Source organism: Paraburkholderia sp. Clong3, from assembly GCF_050436485.1.
Lineage (GTDB): Bacteria > Pseudomonadota > Gammaproteobacteria > Burkholderiales > Burkholderiaceae > Paraburkholderia > Paraburkholderia tuberum.
Genome location: NZ_JBNDMH010000003.1, coordinates 1,540,514 through 1,563,898, shown reverse-complemented (window position 1 = coordinate 1,563,898; position 23,385 = coordinate 1,540,514). Strand labels below are relative to the sequence as shown.

At 64.3% G+C, this 23,385-nt stretch carries 21 protein-coding genes and 2 pseudogenes; 14 read left to right on the top strand and 9 right to left on the bottom strand.

Annotated elements, in window-relative coordinates:
• Positions 1-306: 306 nt before the first annotated feature.
• Complete coding sequence (locus OKW30_RS30580) at positions 307-1,128, bottom strand: alpha/beta fold hydrolase (RefSeq protein ID WP_429348449.1); 822 nt, start codon at positions 1,126-1,128, stop codon at positions 307-309.
• A 150-nt stretch (positions 1,129-1,278) separates the two neighbouring features.
• Positions 1,279-1,572, bottom strand: a complete 294-nt coding sequence (locus OKW30_RS30575; RefSeq protein WP_429348448.1) for a hypothetical protein — start codon at positions 1,570-1,572, stop codon at positions 1,279-1,281.
• A 179-nt stretch (positions 1,573-1,751) separates the two neighbouring features.
• On the opposite strand from OKW30_RS30575, the gene OKW30_RS30570 reads away from it, so the two are divergent.
• The 4 genes from OKW30_RS30570 (at position 1,752) to OKW30_RS30555 (ending at position 5,414) form a co-directional block, all read left to right on the top strand.
• A complete protein-coding gene (locus OKW30_RS30570) occupies positions 1,752-3,176 on the top strand; it encodes a cytochrome ubiquinol oxidase subunit I (protein WP_429348447.1) in 1,425 nt (474 codons plus the stop codon).
• A 24-nt stretch (positions 3,177-3,200) separates the two neighbouring features.
• Positions 3,201-4,205, top strand: coding sequence for a cytochrome d ubiquinol oxidase subunit II (gene cydB / locus OKW30_RS30565; protein WP_429348446.1), 1,005 nt, complete (start codon positions 3,201-3,203; stop codon positions 4,203-4,205).
• Positions 4,180-4,377, top strand: coding sequence for a hypothetical protein (locus OKW30_RS30560; protein ID WP_090806107.1), 198 nt, complete (start codon positions 4,180-4,182; stop codon positions 4,375-4,377). The genes cydB and OKW30_RS30560 overlap by 26 nt, the downstream gene beginning before the upstream one ends.
• 257 nt (positions 4,378-4,634) lie before the next feature.
• The gene (locus tag OKW30_RS30555) at positions 4,635-5,414 is read left to right on the top strand and encodes a response regulator transcription factor (RefSeq protein ID WP_184069179.1); all 780 of its coding nucleotides are present in this window, start codon (positions 4,635-4,637) and stop codon (positions 5,412-5,414) included.
• Positions 5,415-5,460: 46 nt separating this feature from the next.
• On the opposite strand, the pseudogene OKW30_RS30550 reads toward OKW30_RS30555, so the two are convergent.
• Positions 5,461-7,354 (bottom strand): annotated as a pseudogene (locus OKW30_RS30550) (ATP-binding response regulator).
• 403 nt (positions 7,355-7,757) lie between these two features.
• Between OKW30_RS30550 and OKW30_RS30545 the strand changes: the two are divergent.
• The 5 genes and pseudogenes from OKW30_RS30545 (at position 7,758) to OKW30_RS30525 (ending at position 13,354) form a co-directional block, all read left to right on the top strand.
• Complete coding sequence (locus OKW30_RS30545) at positions 7,758-8,549, top strand: hypothetical protein (RefSeq protein ID WP_429348445.1); 792 nt, start codon at positions 7,758-7,760, stop codon at positions 8,547-8,549.
• A gap of 252 nt (positions 8,550-8,801) precedes the next feature.
• A complete protein-coding gene (locus tag OKW30_RS30540) occupies positions 8,802-12,218 on the top strand; it encodes an alpha/beta fold hydrolase (protein WP_429348444.1) in 3,417 nt (1,138 codons plus the stop codon).
• A 173-nt stretch (positions 12,219-12,391) separates the two neighbouring features.
• A pseudogene (locus OKW30_RS30535) lies at positions 12,392-12,586 on the top strand (type VI secretion system tube protein Hcp); the annotation flags it as partial.
• Between the two features lie 2 nt (positions 12,587-12,588).
• Positions 12,589-13,107 (top strand): DUF2778 domain-containing protein, encoded by a 519-nt coding sequence (locus OKW30_RS30530; protein ID WP_429348443.1) that lies wholly within the window; start codon positions 12,589-12,591, stop codon positions 13,105-13,107.
• A gap of 73 nt (positions 13,108-13,180) precedes the next feature.
• On the top strand, positions 13,181-13,354 hold the full coding sequence (locus OKW30_RS30525; protein ID WP_260336497.1) for a hypothetical protein: 174 nt from the start codon (positions 13,181-13,183) through the stop codon (positions 13,352-13,354).
• Positions 13,355-13,372: 18 nt separating this feature from the next.
• Here OKW30_RS30525 and OKW30_RS30520 read toward each other — a convergent pair whose 3' ends face one another.
• Positions 13,373-14,803, bottom strand: coding sequence for an FAD-binding oxidoreductase (locus OKW30_RS30520; protein WP_429348442.1), 1,431 nt, complete (start codon positions 14,801-14,803; stop codon positions 13,373-13,375).
• Between the two features lie 11 nt (positions 14,804-14,814).
• On the bottom strand, positions 14,815-15,789 hold the full coding sequence (locus OKW30_RS30515; protein ID WP_429348441.1) for an isopenicillin N synthase family dioxygenase: 975 nt from the start codon (positions 15,787-15,789) through the stop codon (positions 14,815-14,817).
• A 238-nt stretch (positions 15,790-16,027) separates the two neighbouring features.
• Between OKW30_RS30515 and OKW30_RS30510 the strand changes: the two genes are divergently transcribed.
• From OKW30_RS30510 to hutC (OKW30_RS30490), 5 genes are all read left to right on the top strand, one after another.
• Positions 16,028-16,855, top strand: coding sequence for a transporter substrate-binding domain-containing protein (locus OKW30_RS30510; RefSeq protein WP_090806118.1), 828 nt, complete (start codon positions 16,028-16,030; stop codon positions 16,853-16,855).
• An 88-nt stretch (positions 16,856-16,943) separates the two neighbouring features.
• Positions 16,944-17,594: an amino acid ABC transporter permease gene (locus tag OKW30_RS30505; RefSeq protein WP_018420800.1), complete on the top strand. Its 651-nt coding sequence runs from the start codon at positions 16,944-16,946 to the stop codon at positions 17,592-17,594.
• A 28-nt stretch (positions 17,595-17,622) separates the two neighbouring features.
• A complete protein-coding gene (locus OKW30_RS30500) occupies positions 17,623-18,285 on the top strand; it encodes an amino acid ABC transporter permease (protein ID WP_429348440.1) in 663 nt (220 codons plus the stop codon).
• Between the two features lie 13 nt (positions 18,286-18,298).
• On the top strand, positions 18,299-19,186 hold the full coding sequence (locus OKW30_RS30495; protein ID WP_429348439.1) for an amino acid ABC transporter ATP-binding protein: 888 nt from the start codon (positions 18,299-18,301) through the stop codon (positions 19,184-19,186).
• The gene (gene hutC / locus OKW30_RS30490; protein WP_184069149.1) at positions 19,183-19,995 is read left to right on the top strand and encodes a histidine utilization repressor; all 813 of its coding nucleotides are present in this window, start codon (positions 19,183-19,185) and stop codon (positions 19,993-19,995) included. Before OKW30_RS30495 ends, hutC (OKW30_RS30490) begins: the two co-directional genes overlap by 4 nt.
• 20 nt (positions 19,996-20,015) lie before the next feature.
• On the opposite strand, the gene hutC (OKW30_RS30485) is transcribed toward hutC (OKW30_RS30490), so the two are convergent.
• From hutC (OKW30_RS30485) to OKW30_RS30470, 4 genes are all read right to left on the bottom strand, one after another.
• Positions 20,016-20,801, bottom strand: a complete 786-nt coding sequence (hutC, locus tag OKW30_RS30485; protein ID WP_090806124.1) for a histidine utilization repressor — start codon at positions 20,799-20,801, stop codon at positions 20,016-20,018.
• Positions 20,802-20,912: 111 nt separating this feature from the next.
• Complete coding sequence (locus OKW30_RS30480; RefSeq protein WP_187629829.1) at positions 20,913-21,593, bottom strand: methyltransferase family protein; 681 nt, start codon at positions 21,591-21,593, stop codon at positions 20,913-20,915.
• Positions 21,594-21,616: 23 nt separating this feature from the next.
• Positions 21,617-22,453, bottom strand: coding sequence for an arylamine N-acetyltransferase family protein (locus OKW30_RS30475; RefSeq protein ID WP_184069145.1), 837 nt, complete (start codon positions 22,451-22,453; stop codon positions 21,617-21,619).
• Between the two features lie 91 nt (positions 22,454-22,544).
• Positions 22,545-23,222, bottom strand: a complete 678-nt coding sequence (locus tag OKW30_RS30470; RefSeq protein WP_429348438.1) for a hypothetical protein — start codon at positions 23,220-23,222, stop codon at positions 22,545-22,547.
• Between the last annotated feature and the right edge of the window lie 163 nt (positions 23,223-23,385).

Below are 23,385 nucleotides of genomic sequence, written 5' to 3'. Positions count from 1 at the left end.
ATCTGAGCGGCCGGCGAATCGCGCTGCGCGCGTCGCATAACACACTCAAGTTGTACGATAACGTACTATCGACGATGGACAAGCGGATTTCAACTCCGCATTTACCCTTAAATTACTGCGCGGCGGTTTCGTACCTCTTTAAAATGCAAAGGCATAGGAACGTCGCGTTCGTGCGACATCGTATAACTCGAAGTGGATTTTTGTTCCAGGAGTGGATTTACCCGACGCCAGCGGGCGCGTGGCGTCCGACGCGAGCGGCGTCCGTATGCCGCCCGCGCCCTCAACAGATCACATCGTTACGTTCGCTCAGGCGCCGATGAATTCGAGCAGATCGACATTGACCTTGTCGGCCTCCACCGTGCACATGCCGTGCTGGCCGCCCGGATAAACCTTCAGCGTTGCGTTCTTGACGATCTCCGCGGTGCGTCGGCCGGCTGCGTCGATCGGCACGATCTGGTCGTCGTCGCCGTGCAGCACCAGGGTCGGCACGTCGATCTTCTTCAGATCTTCGGTGTAGTCGACTTCGGAGAACTGCTCGATGCAGTCATAGAGCCCCTTGATCGAACCGGCCATGCCCTGGCGCCAGAATGAATCGATCACGCCCTGCGACACCTTCGCGCCCTCCCGGTTGTAGCCGTAGAACGGCACGGCCAGATCCTTGAAGAACTGCGAGCGATCGTCCGCGACGCCCTTGCGGATGCCGTCGAACACGTCGATCGGCAGGCCGAGCGGATTATCGGCGGTCTTCAGCATCAGCGGCGGCACCGCGCCGATCAGCACAGCCTTCGCGACGCGCCCCGTGCCATGCCGGCCGATGTAATGCGCAACTTCGCCACCGCCTGTCGAATGGCCGACCAGCGTCGCGTCCTGCAGATCGAGATGTTCGATCAGCGCGGCGAGATCGTCGGCGTAGGTGTCCATCTCGTTGCCGTCCCACGGCTGCTCCGAGCGGCCGTGACCGCGCCGGTCGTGCGCGATCACGCGAAAGCCCTTGCTGCCGAGAAACAGCATCTGCGCATCCCACGCATCGGCGGTCAGCGGCCAGCCGTGCGAAAACACGACCGGGCGGCCATGGCCCCAGTCCTTGTAGAAAATCGAGGTACCGTCTTTCGTTCTGATCGTGCTCATCTGCTGACTCCTTGTCGATGAAGTCTGCCGTCGCCGGCAGGTGGATGAAGCGGACGCTGCTCACGAAGTATGCGCGCGACGCATGACAGAACGCCGTGCGAATGCGGCAATGAGTCATGACCTATTGAGAAATTCCGCCGCGAAATAACATCAACACCAAACGAATGGCGAACGGATAATGCGCAACGAATACTGAAGAGAAATCGCTGAAACGGCCAGGCGGCAGCGTGCATCGTAGAAGTAAAAAAATCGCCTGACCAGCACGCCCACCGACGAAGTCGGTTTGGATGGATCGATTGTCGGCTGGCGACAGACACCGCCCGCGACCTTGCCGCGCAAGGCTGCGCGAAACGCATTGCTGCAGCGCGGTCGATTGACGCAGCTCACGCGACGAGGCACACACGGCCACGTATCGGCCGCCAAAAGAAACTTGATATTCAACAACGGCTTGCCTCATCGATAAGCGTATTTCGCATAAAACAAGGCGGTTTTTTGACGCACATCGCATCGCAACACCTTTTGTTTCGATCCCCTACTCTTGCGCCATCTGCCCAGCGCAGAGCGCACCGACATCGGTCGACGCGCGTAAGTCCGCTCACGCGGCCATCACGCACAACAGGATCATGAACTCCGCACTATCGGCATTCGATCTCGCGCGCATTCAATTCGCGTTCACCGTTTCTTTTCACATCGTTTTCCCCGCGCTCAGCATCGGTCTCGCCAGTTTCATCGCCGTTCTCGAATGGCGTTGGCTGAAAACCGGCAAGGCCTACTACAAAGATCTTTGTCTGTTCTGGTCGAAGATCTTTGCGGTGGCCTTCGGCATGGGCGTCGTCTCCGGCGTCGTGATGAGCTATCAGTTCGGCACCAACTGGTCGGGCTTCTCGAGTTTCGCCGGGCCGATCACCGGTCCGCTGCTGATGTACGAGGTGATGACCGCATTCTTTCTCGAAGCGGGCTTCCTCGGCATCATGCTGTTCGGCTGGCAGCGCGTGAGTCCGCGGGCGCACTTCGGCGCAACGCTGATGGTCGCGATCGGCACGCTGATCTCGACCTTCTGGATTCTCGCGTCCAATAGCTGGATGCAGACCCCGCAGGGCTTCGAGGTCGTCGACGGTCATGTCGTGCCGCTCGACTGGTTCAAGATCATCTTCAATCCGTCGTTCCCGTACCGGCTCGCGCATATGGCGCTCGCGGCGTTCATCGTCGCGGGGCTGGTGGTCGCGGCGGTCGGCGCGTGGCATCTGCTGCGCGGCCGGCGCGATCCCGCCGTCAAGAAGATGTTCTCGATGGCGCTGTGGCTGCTGTTGATCCTCACGCCGATCCAGGCATTCGTCGGCGATCAGCACGGCCTCAATACGCGCAAGTATCAGCCGGCGAAGATCGCGGCGATCGAAGGCTTGTGGGATACCGAAAAAGGCGGCACCGCGCTGAACCTGTTCGGCATCCCCGACATGAAGGCGGAGACCACGCGCTACGCGGTATCGGTGCCGCACCTCGGCAGCCTGATCCTCACACATAGCTGGGACGGCGAAATCCGCGGTCTGAAGGAATTTCCGCCTCAGGACCGGCCGGATTCGACCGTCGTGTTCTGGAGCTTCCGCATCATGGCCGGCCTCGGCGTGCTGATGATCGCGATGTCGATCGCGGCCTGGGTGCTGCGCCGGCGCGGGCGCCTGTTCGAAGCGAAGTGGTTCCAGCGGCTGTGCGTCGCGATGGGGCCGAGCGGCTTCATCACGCTGCTGGCCGGCTGGGTCACCACCGAAGCGGGCCGTCAACCGTGGGTCGTGTACGGCGTGATGCGCACGTCGCAGGCGGTGTCGCCGCTGACCACGCAGCAGGTCGGTCTGTCGCTGATGACGTTCGTGGCCGTCTACTTCCTCGTGTTCGGCACCGGCATCTACTACATGCTGAAGCTGATGCGCTCCGGTCCTGCGCTGCCTGGCGCCAAGTCGCACGACGTGCCTCACGGCCTGCCGCAGCCGACGCCCGCGCAGACCGCGCGCCGCCCGCTGTCCGCCGCCGATCAGATGATCGACGCCGTCTAACCTACGCTTCGAGAGAAAGAAAAAATGGACGTAACCGTCGTATGGGCCGCGATCATCGCGGTGGGCCTTTTCATGTACGTGGTGCTGGACGGCTTCGACCTCGGCATCGGCATCGTCTTTCCGTTCTTCCCCGACGAAAAGGAACGCGACCTGATGATGAACACGGTCGCGCCAGTGTGGGACGGCAACGAAACCTGGCTCGTGCTCGGCGGCGCCGCGCTGTTCGCGGTGTTTCCGGTCGTCTACTCGACCGTGCTGTCGGCGCTCTATCTGCCGCTCGTGTTCATGCTCGTGTGCCTGATCTTTCGCGGCGTGTCGTTCGAGATCCGCGCGAAGTCGCGGCGCACGAAGCATCTGTGGGACCTCGCATTCATCGGCGGCTCGGCGGGCGCAGCGTTCTTCCAGGGCATCGTGCTCGGCGCGTTCCTGCAAGGCATTCCGGTCGCCGATGGCGCCTATGCCGGCAACGCGTTCGGCTGGCTCACGCCGTTCAGCCTGCTGACGGGCCTCGGACTCGTCGCGACCTACGCGCTGCTCGGCTGCTGCTGGCTCATCGCGAAGACCGAGGGCGATCTGCAGCGACGGCTGCATCGCGTGGTCTGGCCGCTGACGCTGGTGCTGCTCGGCTTCATCGCGCTTGTGAGCCTGTGGACACCGCTGATGGATGCGGGCATCGCGCAACGCTGGTTCCATGACGGGATCTTCTACCGTCTGCTGCCGGTGCCGTTCCTCGTCGCGATCTGCGCGTTTTTCATGCATCGCGCGGTGCGCGCGCGCCATCACAACACGCCGTTCGCGCTCGCGCTGGCGCTCGTGCTGCTCGGCTATCTCGGGCTGCTCGTGAGTCTGTGGCCGTATGCGATTCCGTCGAGCATCACGCTATGGGAAGCCGCCGCGCCACGCTCGAGCCAGACGTTCACGCTGGCCGGCGCGGCGGTGATCCTGCCGATCATCGTCGCCTATACGACGATGGGTTACTGGGTCTTTCGAGGCAAGGTGCGTCATGGCGACCAACATCACTATCACTGAAACGCGGGGTGCCAGTGCGTCGGCTCCCACCGCCACTGCCGCAACGCCCAGCCGCAAACTGCCGGGCTGGCTCTGGTTCATCGCGCTATGGTGCTTCGGCGTGACCGCGGCGATGTCGCTCGGCTTCGCCTTCAGGCTTCTGATGAATGCGACGCTGTTCGCGGTCAGATAGCGGCGCGCGAACCCGTGTCGATCCGGCGGGCATAACCTTCCGGATCGTGGCGCGTCAGCGCTTCAAAAACGGGGCGCGCGGCTCGTCTACGTAGCAAGCCGGAACCTATGCGCGGGAGACCTGCCTTAACATCACGAAGCGCATCGAACGATTCCGGCAGCCGGCCACGCGCGTCGCAGCGCAACTGCGCAGCCTGCAACTGCGGCATGCGCAACGGCGGCAGCCCTCAACGGACAGGCTCGACTCGCGGAGACATCATGAAGTTTCTTGTAGCCGACGACCATGAACTGATCCGGCAAGGCGTCAAAGGCATGCTGCGCGGCTTCGATCCCGACGCCCAGTTCGACGAAGCCGACAGTTGGGAAACCCTTGCGACCGCCGCGCGCCCCGACGCGAATCACGATCTGGCGATCGTCGATCTGCATATGCCGGGCATGAGCGGCGCGACGTCGCTCGAAACGCTGCTGAAGGCGAATCCGGCGCTGCCGGTGGTGGTGCTGTCCGCCGAGGAATCGCCCGACGAGATGCGCGCGGTGCTCGCGGCCGGCGCGCTCGGCTTCGTCCCCAAGCGCCAGCCCGCCAGCGTGATGCTGAAGGCGATCGAACTGGTGCTGTCCGGCGGTGCCTATGTGCCGATGGAGGCGCTGAGTCTGCTCGGCTCGCGCGAGACGCGGGCGGCCGGCTGCGCGGGCACCGATGCGGATGGATCGGCACGTGTGCCGGCCCCGGGCGCCGCCGCGCAAGCCGTCCGCGGGCCGGGCCCCGGCACCGTCCCGCAGCTCGAACCGGTCACGCAGGTACCGTCGCTGCAGCCGCATCAGCAGCATCTGCTGGAGAACCTGTCACCACGTCAGCAGGACATCATGCGGCTCGTGCATCGCGGCTGGACCAACAAGATGATCGCGCGCGATCTCGGCGTCGCCGAAGGCACGGTGAAGGTGCATCTGTCGGTGATCTTTCGGGCGCTTGGTGTGCATAACCGGTCGACGGCGATCGCCGTAATCAATGGATGGCTGGAGGCCGGGAAGACGTTGTAGCGCTTTGTGCTGCGCCGCAAGCCCAACCCGTCTTGGTTTCCAGCCTCTAAGGCTGCGTTTCGCTTTGCGCCCCCGAGCCCGCTTCGGCTTGCGGCGAGCCGGCCGCGGCGGGCGACGGCGGTGGGTCGTCCGGCGCTCCGCCCCCCAACACCACTGCACCCGCCGGCCGCCCCTGATCGAGCTCCGCCTGCTGCCACAGCATTTCCAGCGTGCGCCGCAACCGCGCGGGCGTCACCGGCTTGTGCAGCACCGGAATCCCCTGCAACGCGAGCGCCGTCAGCTCCGCCGACGCCATATCGCCGGTGATCAGCAGCGTCACCACATTGCCGTGCCCCTCCCGCGCAAGCACGCCCCGTATCGCGCTCAACGCCTGCGCGCCGGTGCGGTGATTGGCGAGCTGGTAGTCGCACAGCACCGCGTCGGGCACGAAGCCGTCCGCGAGCGCGGCGAGCGCGCCGGCTTCGTCGCGCGCGCCGCGCACGTCGCAGCCGCCAGCGCTCGAGCAGACTCGCGAGGCCTTCGAGTATCGACGGCTCGTCGTCGATGCACAGCACGCGCCGCCCCTGCGCGGCCGGGCCGCCCGCGACCGAATCGTTCAGACTCGCGACGATGCCGCTCGCGTCACCCGCCTGCACCGCAAAGCGGAACACCGAGCCGCGCCCCGGCGCCGAGCGCAGCTGCAACTCGCCGCCGAGCAGGCCGACGAGCCGCCTGACGGTCGGCAGCCCGAGCCCATGCCCCTGACGCGCGTCGCGCTGCGGATTCTCGACCTGGTAAAACTCCTCGAAAATCCGCTCGTGCTCTTGCGGCGCCATGCCGACGCCCGAATCGCGCACCTCGATATAGCCGCCCTTCTGTCGCCCCGCGCGCCGCAAGCCGAGCCAGATCGCGCCTTGCTCCGTATAACGCACCGCGTTCGACAGCAGATTGCTCAACACGCGTTCGAGCAGCACCGGATCGTCGTAGACGACCATCGTCGTAGGCGCGATGCGCAGCGCGAGCCCCTTCGCCGCGGCCTGCGGACGATACTGGCTACCGACCCGTTCGAACAGCTCGGAGAGCCGGAAGTGCAACCGGATCACCTGGGTCACGCCGCTTTCGAGCCGCGCGAGATCGAGCACCTGGTTGAACAGCTGATTGAGCGCCTCGACGTTATAGACGATGTGCCCGGCCGTCTTCGCGTGCTGCGCGGACGTCGCCGCCGGATCGTTCAGAGATGCCGCAAGCAGGCCGATCGCATGCAGCGGCTGACGCAGATCGTGGCTTGCCGCCGCGAAAAAGCGCGTCTTCGCGAGGCTCGCTTCTTCGGCGACGCGCTTTTGCGCGGCCAGCGATTCCGCGAGGTATTGCTGATCGACACGCGCCTGCACGACCTGGCGAAACAGCTTGCGATAGCTCATCGCGTAGACGTTGATCGCGCAGAAGAAGAACGCGAGCACGATCGCGAGAATCGTGCGATCGAACGTATGCGAGCCGAAATGCAGCACGATCGACGGCAGCAGCAGAAATGGAATCGAGGTCGAAAAATTGAGGAGATCGAATCCATTCGACATGAACACGCCGGCCGCGAGCGTCACCAGCATCACGGTATGCAATAACGGCAGATCGGTTTGCGGACTCTGGAACGCGAACCACACCGCGAAGCCCGGCCCGCTATAGAGGAGCACACCGCGCAGCGCGTGCAGATAGATCCAGTCGCGCGGCGAGACGAGTTGCGGATAGCGGCGATTGCAAATCCACAGCGCCAGGCCCGCGCAATTGGCGAGCGCATAAAAAACGAAGCACGCGATAAACAGCGGCGGGGCCGGCACATGCGGCCAGTAGATCGCCACCAGCACCGCGATCGAAAACCAGTGCGAAAAGAACGCGATCGGATCCTGCGCGTAGAGCACGCGCACGAGGTCTTCGTCGATGGCACGCTGGATCGGGTCGGCCCGCATGGGGCGGTCTCCTCTGTCGATCGGCGTGAGCGCTTTAGCGCTTACGCCGATCCCACGCAGCTTTATCGCGCGGGCATGGCAACTTCGTTGAGACGAAATACTGACGAAGCGGCGGCGCTCCGGCGCTTCGTGGCAACCGCGGGTCGAATCGGGCGACCGAACGCGCCGCCCTCGCGGTCTATTCTACGGCGAATGCCCGCTCTTCAGACGAATCGTCAGGAATCCACCAGAAGGTTTACCCGGCAGTTTACCCATCGGCTAACACTTAATCCATATAGGCGAAGGCCTTGCCGCGAACCATACTGCATTCACGTTTCAGCGCGGCATTTCAGCCACCTTCCCTCGACTCGCGGCCCATGCGCCGCGGCTCGCCGCGCTCCCTGCCAACCGACGGAGGTTTTCCATGGGCGCAGTCCCGAGCTACGAGTTCGCCCGCCAACTCGACGACGCGATCCTCCCCGATCTGTGGCGCAGGCGCACCCGGCTCTCAGCGGACGAAATGGTGTCGATGGTCGAACTGGTCAAGCGCGCGTTGCGGACCTACCACCCGCTCGAATTGCAGGCGCTCGGCGAGGACAAGGAAGAACTGGTCGCTCAGTTCATCTACGCGAAGGTGTTGCGCCTTGCGCCCGGCCACACCGAAACGAACGCGCGCGCCGACAGCGCACCGTCCAACAGCTACGCGGTATGCGCGTATTTCCGCCGCTATCTGATCGACTGCCTGCGCAGCGCGTGCCATCAGCGCAATCTGTCGATGGAGACCGAGGGCGTCGCGCAGGAAATCGATCTGCACGCGCACGCGCTCGAAGACCCGGTGGAAAGCGTGCTGCTGCAATACGGCCTCGACGAACAGCGCGTGCGGCGCGCGGCGCGCGAGTTCATCGAAGGGCTCGACGAACCCGAGCGGATCGTGCTGGCCGGCAGCCTCGGCTGGTGCTCCGAAGGCAAAGGCGGGCTTTCGGCGGTCGCGGCTCGGCATCGGGTGCCCTCTTATCACTATCGCGCCGTCAAACTCGGCGTCACCATGAAAAAGACGGCCGGCGCCGAGGAATTTTCCAACACCGAGCTCGGCCGCTGGCTCACCGACGCGCTCGGCATCGAGATCGACGTCGACAATCGCGCGGCGATTCTGGTTGCGCTGAATCTGCTCGCGGCGGAATCGAGCGATAGCGAATTCAATGAAGTGGCCGCGTAATAGTTCGGATAACCAACAGGCCACATAAGAAGCGCGATAAGTGCGCATGCCCGTACGGCCGGGTACACCCGGCAACGGCCGGCCGGGCGTGCCGCACTGAACGTCGCACGCTACGACTTCGGCGCGCCCTCCACGGCGCGCTTTTTTTGCGCCGATATTCCGCCTACGATAAAAAAGCTCCCGCAGCACGCCGTCTTTGTTCCGAAGTCGAGCTTCCGTTCCCCGCATCCGATTCCAGACGAGGTGGTCCTGATGAACCGCTTATCGAGCGCGCCGACGGCGCTGCAACGGCATTACGAGGTGGTCGTGATCGGCTCGGGCTACGGCGGCGCGATCGCCGCGAGCCGTATGGCGCGCGCGGGCCGTCGCGTGTGCGTGCTCGAGCGCGGCCGCGAATTCATGGCCGGCGAGTATCCGCGCACGCCCGTGCAGGGCGCCGAGCAGATCCAGTACAACACGGCCGAGGCGCAGATCGGTTCGCCGCTCGCGCTGCTCGAAGTGCACGTAAATGAAGACGTCAACGCGGTGGTGGGCTGTGGGCTCGGCGGGACGTCTCTGATCAATGCGAACGTCGCGCTCGAGGCCGATCCGCGCCTGTGGGACGACCCGCGCTGGCCGGCCGCGCTGCGCGCCGACCAGGCCGGACGCGACGACGGCTATGCGCTCGCCTGGAAAATGCTGTCACCGTCGCCGGTGCCCGACGACTTCCCGCCGCTGCCGAAGCTGCAGGCGCTCGAAAAATCGGCGCAGGCGCTCGGCATGGCCGACCGCTTCAGTCGTCCGCCGATCACGGTCACGTTCAAGGACGGTCCGAACGCGGCGGGCGTCGAGCAGCAGCGCTGCGTCGGTTGCGGCGATTGCAACTCCGGTTGCAACTACGACGCGAAGAATTCGACCCACATGAACTATCTGCCCGACGCGGTCGCCCACGGCGCGCAGATTTTCACCGGCACGGCCGTGCATTCGGTACTGCGCGATCCCGACACGCAGCAATGGAAGGTCAACTTCCAGCTCGTGAAGCTCGGCCGCGAAAGCTACGACGCCCCCGATCTGTTCGTGCTGGCCGATGTCGTCATCGTCGCGGCGGGCACGATCGGCTCGACCGCGCTGCTGCTGCGCTCGCGCGACGCGGGCTTGAGCACGTCGGAGATGCTCGGCCAGCATTTCACCGGCAACGGCGACGTGCTCGCCTTCGCATACAACACCAGGGACACGATCAACGGCGTCGGCTGGGGCGAGCACAAGCCGGGGCAGATTCCGCCGGTCGGGCCGACCATCACCGGCCTGATCGACAATCGCGCCGACGGGAAAAACGTCAGGGATGGCTATGTGATCGAGGAAGGCTCGCTGGCCGGTGCGGTCGGCGAGGCGCTCGTCGGCATGCTCGGCGCGGTCGCGCCGCTCGAAGGCGTGGATGCGGCTGGAGCCCCGTCGCTGCTCGAGCGCATGAGTTATGACGCGCGTGCGCTCGAAAGCCTGATCCGCGGCCCGTACCACGGTGCGATGAATCACACGCAAAGCTACCTCGTGATGGCGCACGACGACGAAAGCGGCCGCATCACGGTCGGCGACAAAGGCCGTGCGCGCATCGAATGGAAAAACGCGGGACGCCAGCCGATCTTCCAGAGCATCGAGAACGTGCTGATCGAGGCGACCAAACCGCTCGGCGGCAAATATCTGCGCAACCCGATTTCGACGAAGATCGCCGGCCGGCACACCGTCACCGTGCATCCGCTCGGCGGCTGCGGCATGGGCGAGGACGCCGCGCATGGCGTGGTCGATCATCTGGGCCGCGTGTTCAGCAGCACGGCCGGCGTCGCGGTGCACGACGGCCTCTACGTGATGGACGGCGCGGTGATGCCGATGTCGCTCGGCGTCAATCCGCTCCTGACCATCTCCGCGCTCGCAGAGCGCAATTGCGCGCTGCTCGCCAAAGCGCACGACTGGTCGATCGACTACATCTCGAAGGGCACCGCCGCCGCGCCGCCCGCACAGAAGATCGGCCTGCGCTTCACCGAGACGATGGTCGGCACCTACACGCCCAGCGTGGCGGGCGAAGCCGCGAAGAGCGCGATCGAATTCACGCTGACGGTCGAGTCCGACGATCTCGCCGACATGCTGAGCAACCCGAATCACCTCGCGCGCACCGCCGGCACCCTGACCTGCCCCGCCCTGTCCGCCCAACCGCTGGCGATCAGCGACGGCACCTTCAACCTGTTCGTCGTCGACGAATCCGACGTCGACGAACGCAACATGAACTACCGGATGACGCTCGACGCGGTCGAAGGCAACACCTGGTATCTGACCGGCAAGAAGATCATCACGCGCACGTCGCCGATCAACCTGTGGGAGCAGACCAACACGCTGTATGCGGAGATTCGCGCCGCGGCGCAGGACGATGCGCCCGTCGTCGGCACCGCGACGCTGATCATCACGCCCGAAAACTTCCTGAAGCAGCAGCGCACGCTCGAAGTCACACACGCGCCCGACCTGAAGACGCGCCTCGAATGGACGCTGAAGTTCGGCAAGTTCTTCGCGGGCGTGCTGTTCACCGAATACGGCGGCGTGGCCGCGCCGCTGCAGTTCTACGATCCATACATACCGCCGCGCGCGAAACGCACGCTGCGCGCGCCGGCGCCGCAGGTCACGTACTTCGACACACCCGACCGCACGCGGCTCAAGCTCACGCGCTACTGCGATCCGCCCGCGGGCAAAGCCGCGAAGCCGATCCTGCTGATCCACGGCTCGGGCGTATCGAGCCGCATCTTCTCGACCGATCTGATACCGACCAACCTCGTCGAATATCTGTACGCGTCGGGCTACGACGTGTGGCTCGTCGATCTGCGCGTCAGCATCGAACTGCCGAGCGTGCTCGTGCCGACCAACGTCGACAAAGTCGCGCGCGAGGACATTCCCGCCGCCGTCGCGAAGATTCGCGAAGTGACCGGCGCGCCGAACATTCAGGTACTCGGCCACTGCCTGGGCGGCCTCGCGCTCAGCATGTCGCTTCTCCATGGACTCGACGGCGTGCGCTCGGCGGTGATTTCGCAGGTGTCCGCGCATCCGGTGCCGGGCACGTTGCAACGGATCAAGGCCGGCTTGCATATTCCCGACCTGATGCAGCATCTGCGCATACGCGAGCTCACCGCCTATACGCAGGAAGATTCGTGGCCCGCGAACCTGTTCGACGAAGCGCTGCGTCTCTATCCGCTCGATCACGGCGAGGGCTGCGGCAATCCGATCTGTCATCGCGCGACGTTCCTGTATGGCCTGCTCTACGAGCACGACAAGCTGAACGAGGCGCTGCATGCGAACCTGCAGGAACTGTTCGGCATTCACGACATGGCCGTGTTCCAGCATCTGGCCACGATGGTGCGCGCGGGCCAGGTCGTCGATGCGCGCGGCGACGACGTGTATCTGACCGGCGCGGACGGCATGAAAGGACTCGAGGGCATGCGTTTGCCGATCGGCTTCATTCACGGCGAGAAGAACGAAACCTATCTGCCGGTCAGCACCGCGCGCACTTACGACCTGCTGCGCGAGCGCTTCCCCGAGCAGCCGTACGAGCGGCATCTGATCCCGGGGTATGGGCATATCGACTGCATCTTCGGCAAGAACGCGGCGGTCGATGTTTATCCGTTGATCGTCGGCTATCTGAATGCGCATTGACACGGCTGCATTGCCGATGCGCCACGCATTCGGACAATAAAGCCAGGCATAAAACAAGAGATTTTGATAGAAGCCGGCGTGTCGCAATATTGCGTGGATTTGTTCGACCATTATCTCAAAATCACGAGGCGCGATTAATACGTTAGTATCGACCCTCTCGTAAAGGCGAGGCGCAAAGAGTCTATTTTGTCATGTTGCTGGAGGGTGTGAAGGTGGTCGGCATCAATCTTGGAATGGCGAACGCCAAAATCGCTGCAATGTCTCAACTTAACCATGTCGAATCGGTCGGGTTATCGTATGAGCGCATCACTTGGCACTATATCGACGGCAACATCCAGTTCACGAACAGTTGGACGGAGCGATCCTGATCATGCCTCTACAAGGGAAATTTGTAGTCGATAACGCGCCGACCTTGACGCTAGTAGTGCCCGGTGTAGGGGCGTTCCCGGCTTTCTCTGGTGACGGCATTTACCGCAATCGCGGGGGATGTACAGCGGCCGCGAGCAAGGGGCCTCTACCAGCCGGGAAGTATTGGATAGTGGCGCGGCCGACCGGCGGAATCGCATCGCGATTACAGGCGTTGATCAAGGATGCATACAATGCTGCCCGTGGAAATCCGTCTCATCATGACGAATGGTTCGCCCTCTATCGGAACAACGGAACAATCGATGACTGGACCTGGGTGAACGGCGTCAAGCGCGGTAACTTCCGATTGCATCCGGTTGGCGGCGACGGTGTTTCATTCGGATGTATCACGCTGAAAAGCGTCGCGGACTTTAGCAGGCTTCGACATGCGCTCCTGCATACGCCGACTGTTCTGGCCGGTAGTTCAGGGCTACACGCTTACGGATGGATCGAGGTAACGACAATTGGCGACACTTGCCCGTAGACTTTGCCAGCTGTTTCTTTTTTTGGCTTTGTTTTTGTTATCGGTGCGATATGTCCACACGTACCCATCACCCATGACGCTGGAGCAGCAGCAAATATTGATCGAAATCTCCGATAAGCTCGGAGTGGCCGATTATGAACTGCTTTACATCGCCGCAATGACGGCCATAGATCTGATTGTGGCGATCGTTCTTTATGTGCTGATCGTGAAAATATGGCGGACTTGCACGCGAGGGAGAAGTCGTTGATTTGCTTCTCATCGAAACTCAGAACAGCTTGCCCGGATTCAAAATGCCGCGCGGATCGAGCGCACGCTTGATCGCGACCATCGCGGCAAGCTCGGCCGGCGAGCGCGAAATCGGCAGGAACTCGCGCTTCAGCGAACCGATGCCATGCTCCGCCGACACCGACCCGCGCAACGGCCTCAGCATCTCGTAGACGAACGCATAGACCGCGTGATGTTCGACGCCCGGAATCGAATGACCATCCACGGTCAGATGCAGATTCGAATCGCCGATATGCCCGAAAAAATACGATCGGTTGCCGGGCCAGCGCTGATCGAGCGCCGCGCGGCAACGGTCGACGAACGTGCCGATCTCGCCGATCGGCAGACTCACGTCGAAGTTGATCGGATCGAGCTTGATCGGAAACTCCGCGGTGCATTCGCGAATCGCCCATAGCGCGCGCGCATCGGCGACAGATTGCGCGATCACCGCGTCGCACAGCGCGCCCGCTTGCAGCGCATCGGTCAGCGCCTCGGCGAAACGTTCGCCTGCGTCGTCGGCATCGAAGCCCGCGTGTTCGATCAGCGCATAGAGCGGATGCGCGGCATCGAACGGCGAGCGCGCGCCGGTCAGCTTCACGCCGAAATCGTAGAAGTCCGGCCACATGATCTCGAACGCGCCGATGTCGTTGCCGAAGCGCGTCGCGAGACGGCGCAGCAGGCTCACCGCGGCATCGTAATCGTCGAGCGCGACGAGCGCCGTATGACGCGCCGCACGCCGCGGATGCAGCCGCAATACCGCGCGCGTGATCACGCCGAGCGTGCCCTCCGACCCGATGAACCAGTGCTTCAGGTCATAGCCGGTGTTGTTCTTGACCATCTTGCCGAGCGAACTGAGCACGTCGCCATTGGCGAGTACCACTTCGAGACCGAGCACCTGGTCGCGCGCGGTCCCGGACTGGATCACGCGATTGCCGCCCGCGTTGGTCGCGAGATTGCCGCCGATCTGGCACGAGCCGCGCGCGCCGAGGTCGAGCGCCAGCTCGAAGCCCGCCGCTTCGGCGGCTTCCTGCGCGGCCTGTAACGTGGTGCCGGCACGTACGGTCAGTGTGGCCGACGCCGCGTCGAGCTCTTCGACGCCGCTCAGGCGTTCCAGCGACAACGCGATATCGTCGGCGCGCGCGATCGCGCCGCCCGCGAGTCCGGTCATACCGCCTTGCGGTACCACCGGCTGATGCGCGGCGTGGCAGATCGCGAGCGCACGCGATACTTCGTCGGTCGTGCGCGGCAACAGCAGCGCCGCCGGACGCGTCGGCTCGTGGCGCGTCCAGTCGGTCAGCGCGCGTTCGCCGATCTGCTCGCCGACGCGCACCGCGTCGACGCCGAGCGCGGCGCGCAAGGCCTCGAGTGTCGTCGCGAGCGGTGCGGTTGCGGTCGGGGTCGTCTTGTCGTCGGTGATGCTCGGTTCTGTCATGCAGGAGGTCCTTACTGTGCGGTAGCGGCGAGTTTCTTGCGATAGCCCATCGAATCGTTGATGCGGCCGAGGATATAGTCGCCCGCGGCGACCGGCTGATATTTGCTTTGCGCGTCGCTCGCGCCGAGCTCACGCGGATCGACGAGCGCGCCGTAGGTCGGATCGTAGAACGTCGCGATCGAATAGCGCTCGCGCCCCGATGCATTGATCACGCGATGCAGCGTCGAGCGGAAGCGGTCGTTGGTCCAGCGCGCGAGCAGATCGCCGACGTTCACGACGAAGCTGCCTTCGACGGGCGGCGCCTCGACCCACGTATCGTTGGCGATTTCGCGCACCTGCAGGCCGCCGACCTGATCCTGCCACAGCAGTGTGATGCAGCCGTAGTCGGTGTGCGGCGCGACGCCGAACTGATCTTCGTCCGACTGCTGCGGCTGCGGCGGGTAGTAGACCATTTGCGTGCGCTGCATGCGCTTCGTGTAGCGCGGCGCGAAGAAATTTTCTTCAATGCCGAGACTCACCGCGACCGCGCGCAGCAGATCGGCCCCGCACGCGCCGACCGCCTCGTAATAGTCATACAGCACCGGCCGCAACCCGGGCATGAAGTCCGGCCAATTGTTCGGCCCGCGTAGTGCCTGGCCCGCCAGCACGTCGGGATCGTCTTCCGGCAGTTCGAGGCCGATGCTGAAGAACTCCTTGTAATCGGGCCGCTTCGCCTGATACATCGTCGCGTCGCCAAGCGCATTGAAGCCGCGATGCCGATGATTGACCGCCGCGCGTCGTTTCGTGTCGGCCGGAAACGCGAAGAAAGTGCGCGCGGCCTGCGCGGCGGCATCGATCTTCGCTTGCGGCACGCCGTGATTGACGATGTAGAAAAAACCGATCGTCGTACAGGCTTCATGAATTTCCTTCGCGACGCGTCGGAGCGCCTGCTGATCGCCCGCGCGCACGCCGGCGACATCGATGATCGGAATGCGGGTCACGGCCATCGCGCGGCTCCTTCGAGGATCGGTATTGCAGTGGTATATACCGCCAAAAGCAGCGCCGCAAGTTGCTTCGCACGCCTCGATATCAGGGCTTTTCTCTACTCAAGCGAGCATTTATTTTTCGCCGGAAACGCGGTATATACTGCCCAGCGAGGCCCGCATCGCGCCGCCGGCGCGGCGGGTCCTAACGAAGACTTCGACACGCCGGCGACCCAACACCAATTCGCCCCCGGAGAACCCCATGCGTATCCTTGCAGGCTGGAAATGTCGTCTGGTCATGCTGGCGCTGTGCGCGGCAAGCGTCGCCGCGCACGCCGAAGACCAGCTCGCCAAAGTGAAGAAAGCCGGCGAACTGGTGGTCGGCACCGAAATGCAGTTCGCGCCATTCGACTTTCTCGAGAACGGTCAGCAAGCCGGCTTCAACAAGGAGCTGTTCGCGCAGATCGGCAAGGAAATCGGCGTCAAGGTGCGCTTCATCGATCTGCCGTGGCCGAGTGTGCTGCCCGGTCTCGAAGCGGGCAAGTTCGATATGGTCGGTGGCCCGCTGACGGTCACGAAGGCGCGCATGGAACGCTACACGTACACGCTGCCCGTCGCCGATGCGACCGACGCGCTGCTCAAGCGCGCGAACGATGCGTCGATCAAGCAATCGTCGGATATCGCGGGCAAGACGGTCGGCGCGGGCAAAGGCACCGCGCAGCTGGACCAGCTGAAGAGCTACGCGGCCACGCTGCCGAAGCAGCCTGAAATCCGCGAGTACGTCGACAACAATCAGGCTTACGCGGACCTCGCGGCGGGCCGCATCGCCGCGGCAGCGAACTCGATGACCAACATCGCGTATGTCGCGAAGCAGCGCCCCGAGATGTTCGCGGTCGTGCAGCCGCCGTTCGGCGCGAAGGTGTACTTCGCGTATGCATTGCGCAAGGACGCCGACAGCAAACCGCTCGCCGACGCGTTCAACGCAGCGCTCGTGAAGATGCAGAAGGATGGCCGCCTCGCCGCGTTGCAGAAAAAGTGGTTCGGTGTCGCGATGGAGATGCCGTCCACGATGCCCACGCCGAACTACTGAGCGTCTTCAACGTGGGCGTCCCGCATCGTGCAATAGTTTCGCCGTCGCGCGGCGCGCGTCGCCCTTCCCCTTCCATCGGCCGCGACCCATGTTCAACACGACCGTCTTCGTTCAGGGCCTGCCGCTGCTGCTGCATGCGGCGCTCGCCACCGTCGGCATTTCGCTGACGGGGCTCGTGATCGGATTCTTCGTCGGCATCGGCGTGTGCACCGCGCGGCTGTCGCAGCATCGCGCCGCGCGCCTCGCGGGCGGCGCCTACGTGTTCTTCTTTCGCGGCGTGCCGATGCTCGTGCAGCTGCTGCTCGTGTACTACCTGCTGCCGTTCGCCGGCATCAACGTGTCGCCGATCGTCGCCGCGATCAGCACGGTGTCGTTGTGCTCGGCCTCGTACATCGCGGAGATTCTGCGCGGCGGTTTTCTGAGCATTCCGCCCGGACATCTCGAAGCCGCGCGCATGCTTGGGCTTTCCCCGCTCGATACGCTGCGGCGCATTCTGGTGCCGCAAGCATTCCGTTTGACGCTGCCGTCGCTCGTCAACGAAATGGTGCTGCTGATCAAGGCTTCCTCGCTGATCTCGGTGGTCGGCGTCGCCGAGTTGACGCGCACCGCGCAGAACATCGCCGCGAGCACTTACCGGCCGCTCGAAGCGTATGTCGCGGCCGGGCTCATCTACTTCGTGATCTGCGGTTCGCTCGCGCTGGTCGCGCATGCGGCCGAACACCGTTTGCAGCACGCCTGAATCGACTCACGTTTAAGCGAACCTCGCCATGCAAACGTTCGACCCGACCGTCATCACGCACAACCTGCAGCCGATCGCCGCCGGCCTCGCGACGACGCTCGCCAGCTGGGCCGCGGGCGTCGCAATCGGTCTCGCGATCGGCTTTCTGATCGCGGTGCTGCAACTGTTCTGCGGACGCTGGCTGCGCGCCATGTTGCGTGTCTACATCGAGTTGCTGCGCGGCACGCCGTTTCTCGTGCAGCTGTTTCTGCTGTACTACGCTGGCCCGTCCATCGGCCTCACGCTCGAACCGATGACGGCCGGCATCGTCGGCCTCGGTCTCTACGGCAGCGCGTATTTCGCCGAGGCGTTCCGCTCCGGCTTCCAGTCGGTGCCCAAAGGCCATCTCGAAGCGGCGGCGTGTCTCGGACTCACGCGCTGGCAGGCGATCCTGCGCATCCAGGCGCCGCAGATGCTGGTGCTGATCGTGCCCGCGCTGACCAATCTGATCATCGTGTTGAGCAAGGAAACGGCAGTGCTGTCGATCGTCACGGTGCCCGAACTGACGTTCGTGCTGACCGGCATCGGCTCGGCCACCTTCGCTTTCGTCGAAACCCTGCTGGTGCTGTGCGTGTGCTATCTCGCTCTAGTCGAGCTGACCTCGCGCGCGGGCATGTGGGCCGAAGCCCGCCTCGCACGCTTCATGGCATGATTCCGGAACACCTATGAACGCCATCGCCGACATGTCCTCCCCCGCGCAATCTTCCGCGCCGTCCGCCAGCGCAGCGGCGAACGCATCGAATGCCGCGCCGCTGATCGAGGTGCGCGATCTGCGCAAACGCTTCGGCGATGTCGAGGTGCTGCGCGGCGTCGATCTCGAGATCGCGCGCTCGGAAGTAGTCTGCATCATCGGGCCGTCGGGCTCGGGCAAGAGCACGCTGCTGCGCTGCCTCGCCGCGCTCGAAACCTACGATCACGGCGACGTGCGCATCGAAGGCGAGCTGCTCGGCTATGCCGAGCGCAACGGCAAACGCGTGCGCGCCTCGCAGGGCGAGATCAACCGCGTGCGCCGCAACGTCGGCATGGTGTTCCAGCAGTTCAACCTGTGGCCGCACATGACCGCGCTCGGCAACGTGATGGAAGCGCTGCTGCGCGTGCGGCGCCTGTCGCACGACGAAGCGCGCCGCCGCGCGAGCGCGATGCTGGAGACGGTCGGCCTCTCGCACAGGGGCGACGCGTATCCGGCGAAACTGTCGGGCGGTCAACAGCAACGCGTCGCGATTGCGCGCGCACTCGCGATGGAGCCGCACATCATGCTGTTCGACGAACCGACCTCGGCGCTCGATCCGGAGCTGGTCGGCGAGGTGCTGCAGGTGATGAAGCAGCTCGCGCGCGACGGCATGACGATGGCCGTGGTCACGCACGAAATGGGTTTTGCCGCGCAGGTCGCCGACAAGGTCGTGTTCATCGATCAAGGCCGCATCGCCGTGCAGGGCAAACCGCGCGACGTGTTTCACGATGCCGCGCAGCCGCGTCTGCGGCAGTTTCTGCAAAACTACTTCGACCGCAATGCGTTCTGGACGCGCGGCCCCGACGACACCCCGCCCCTATGAGCGCCGCCGTTCGCAACAAGCCTCATGGCAAATCGTCCGCCAGCGCGGCCAGCGCCGCGGCCAAAATCGCGCGCGGCAGCGACGAAGCGCCGGCCGCGCGCTACGAGCAGGTCAAACAGCACATTCGCCAGATCATCGGCTCGGGCGAACGCCAGGCGGGCGACCGCCTGCCTTCGGAGCTCGACCTCGTCGCGACGCTCGGCGTCTCGCGCATGACGGTCAACCGCGCGCTGCGCGAACTCGCCGACGCGGGGCTCGTCACTCGCCTATCGGGCGTCGGTACTTTCGTCGCGGCGAACAAGCCGCAGTCCACGCTATTGATGATCGCCCATATCGGCGACGAGATCCGCTCGCGCGGCCACGCTTATCGCTGCGATATGGTGCTGTTGCAGCGCGAGACCGCGTCGGTCACGGTGTCGAACGCCTTGGGGCTGGCGCCGGGCGCTTCGGTGTTTCATGTGATCTGCGTGCATCGCGAGAACGGTCTGCCGGTGCAGCTCGAAGATCGCTATGTGAATCCGGCCGTCGCGCCGGATTTTCTGCAGCACGATTTCTCGGCGCTGAAGCCGTCCGAGTATCTGCTGAGGGTCGTGCCGATGCACGATCTCGAACACGTGGTCGACGCGGCGCTGCCGACGCCTGCCGAAGCAGAGCTGCTCGAAATTCACGCCGAAGAACCGTGCCTGACGCTGACGCGCCGCACATGGACGGGCGGCGTCGCCGTGACGTTCGCGCGTTTCGTGCATCCGGGTTCGCGCTACCGGCTCGGCTGCCGTTTTTCGCCGAACATCTCGCAGCGCCAGGGATAACGCGCGCTTCCGAAACCGTACTAGACGGTCCCCGCCAGATGAAAACGCGACGCCGGATGCCATAGCCGCACCGACGTCGCGACGTTCTCGCCGACCCACGTGCGCCGCCACAGCAGCAGACACGGCTCGCCGATATCCATCATCAGATGACGCCGCACATGGGCGTCGGGCTTTTGCGCGTAGATGCGAAACTCGGCGCGCTGCACGGGCGCGAGCCGCACCATGTAGTGATTCGGCGTTTCGACCGAGAAGTCCTGCTGCAGATATTCAGGGAACACCTTCGGATTGACGAAGCGGTCCTCGTACTGGATCGGCTCGCCCTCCTCGCTGTGCACGATGCACGAATGAAACGCGGGACCGTTCGCGAGACCGAGCGCTTCGAGCGCGTCGGCGTCGTCGCTCGGTTCGAGCGTCAGCACGCGCGCCGAATGACGATGACCGCGCGCGGCAATTTCATCGGCGATATTGCGGATCTCCAGCACCGTCGATTCATACCGCTGCGGCGCGACGAAGGTGCCCGAGCCTTGCACGCGCGTGAGCACGCGCTCGGCGGTCAGCTCGCGCAGCGCGCGCGACACCGTCATGCGCGCGACGCCGAACTCCTTGACCAGTTCCGTTTCGGAAGGGATCAGCCCGCCCGGCTTCCATGCGCCTTCGCTGATGCGCTGAAGCACGTAGCGTTTGATCTGCTCGTAGGCGGGCATCGCCTTGACCGGCGTGTCGCGATCGCGATCGCGTTCGGCGGAATGCTGTTTCTGCTCCGCTTGTGCGGCGGGCGCTATACGCGCCTGTGTCGTTGTTTTCACTCCAAACCTCATCGGTGGTTCGCCGGTGGTACATGAGGTACACCGTGGCCGGTTCTCCGACGGCCGGGCCCAATCTTACCCGGTTCAACGCTGGGAGACGGCTGGAACGCGCTACCAGATAAACGGCACGAAACGGTAACGCACACGCGCCATGTATTGGGTGTAGCCGTCGAGCTGCCCGGCGAGCAGCCGCTCCTCGCGCACCGCGCGCCAGCCCATCCCGTACGCCATCACGGGCAGCGCCACGAGCCCCCACCACGAGCCGAGCATCAGCGGCGTGCCGACGAAGAACACCAGCGCGGCCGCGTACATCGGATGACGGACGTACGCGTAGGGCCCGGTGTCGGCGACCTTGTGCCCGCGGCTCGACTGAATCTTGACCACCGGTGCGGCATAGCTGTTCGCGCGAAACACGAACCGGCACATGAAGATGCACAGGAACACGCACAACGCGCCGAGGCCCATGAGCCACGACGGCAGCGGCGCGGACCAGCGAAACCGCATCGCGTCGAAACCCATCAGGACCAGCCAGCCGCACCACGCGGCCCCGATCGCGGCCATGAACACGCGATCCCAGCGGCTCTGCTGCGCCTGCACGAACGGCGCGAGCCGCTCCGCGAGCAGCGCGGGATCATGACGCGCGAGCCACAAGCCGAGCCACAGGCTCAATACCGCCAGCTCGAACAGATACCACCACGCGGCCGGCCACGCGAGCGTGCCGGCCGCGCCGAACAGCAGCACGCCCATGAAAACCAGCCACGCCAGCGATTGCAGGATCAGACGTGCGACCATCGCGGCTCCCTCGAGCGGTCGGCTCATGCGGCCTCATCGCGCGTGCGCACGCGCTCGAACACGTCGGCGATATCGATGTCCTCCAGATTCAAGCCGAAACGCTCACGCAGACAGTCGGCGAGTTCGGCGGCGCTCGCGAGGCGCCGTTCGTTGACGATCTGCCCTCGTGCGTCGCGCTCGTTGAACTGATCGTTGAATAGCGCCAGGCGCAGTTCGGGCAACACGCGGCACGCCAGCAGGTTATGAACGAACTTCGAATCCGGTGACGTCGAGGTGTACCAGTTCGAGGTTTCGTAGTCGATCCACTCGACTGCGCGCAGATCGACGTGATAAACGCGGGTCCAGCTCTCGTCCGGCGCCAGCACCTCGAGATAGACGGTGTCGCGCCCCGCGTCGGCGAGACGGAACGTGCCGAGCGGAATCGGCTGCGCGAGGCCGGCGGTCAGCCGCAGCGGCGCGGTCAGCGTCACGGCGCCGAAGCCGACGTCGGCGATCCATGCGTCGCCGTCGATATCGACGCGCAGCACCATATGCGTGCGCGGCGAGATCGTGCCGGGCTCGCGGCCCCACACGACGCGCGCAAGCATCGGCGTGACCCTGAAGCCGAGTTGCATCAGCACGTTCGCGAACAGAATGTTCTGCTCGAAGCAGTAGCCACCGCGCTTTTCGGTCACGAGCTTGCGTTCGACGGCTTCGAGCTCGAGCCTGACGGGCCGGCGCGTCAACGGGTTCAGGTTCTCGAACGGGATCGCGGCGGGATGGAGCCGGTGAATCGCCCGCAGCACGTCGAGCGTGGCGGCGCGCGGGCCCTGATAGCCGATCCGGGCGAAGTAGTTTTCCAGATTGATGGTGTGGGACATCGGCGGAATTCCGGTTGGACTGCGGGTTCGACGCGATCATAGCGGCTTTCGGCGCTGAATCGACCGCGCGCGGGACGAAGCGAAAACGCGCCTACAAGCCCTTCAACGCCGACGTCGCGATCGACGGCACCGTAATGCCGTGGCTCGATGCGAACTGCACGGCCGAGCTCAGCGTCGACATCAGCGACTGCAACTGCCCCGGCGCCGATTGCGCGATATACGAAGCGCTTTGCGCGGTCTGCGGATTGAGGCCCGATTGCAGCAGCGACGACGGACTCATCTGACCGAGGCTGCCGAGCCCCGACTGCAAGCTCGAATACTGGCTCACACCCTTGCCGAGCGACGACAGACCTTGCGTGAACGCTTCCTTGTTGACCGGCGTCGCAGACGCGCCGCCACTTGCATGATTCGCGAACGCATCGTTCAGCTTCTGCGACAGCGACTGCTGGGTGCTGCCGACCTGCGTCAACTGACTGACCGACGGCGTGCCGCCGCTGAGCAGCCCCGCCGCCTGCTGCGCCTGGCCGGCGGCACTCGTCATGCCCATCGCCGACGCGAGGCTCGACTGTCCGCTCAGCACCTGCTGGTTCGCGCCCACGTAACTCTGCAGCAACTGCGACACGCCGCCCGACGACGCCCCGGCACCCGCCGCGCTATCGCCGCCCCCGCCGATGCCGAACTGCTTCAGATTCAACTGCGCGTGCGCTGCGCCGCCCAGCAACAGACCACCACTCACCAGCAACGAAACCAGAAGAATGCGCTTGCCCATTTCTACCTCCTTACTTTGACTTTCGGGTGACTCGTGCGCTTCGACACCTCGCCGTTTCGCACGTTCGGCCTGACTACATCAATACATTTTCATTACGCGCCAATGAATATCTGTTTACGTCCTCATAAAGTTTAGGCGCAGTCCGTAAATCCGGGAATTACAT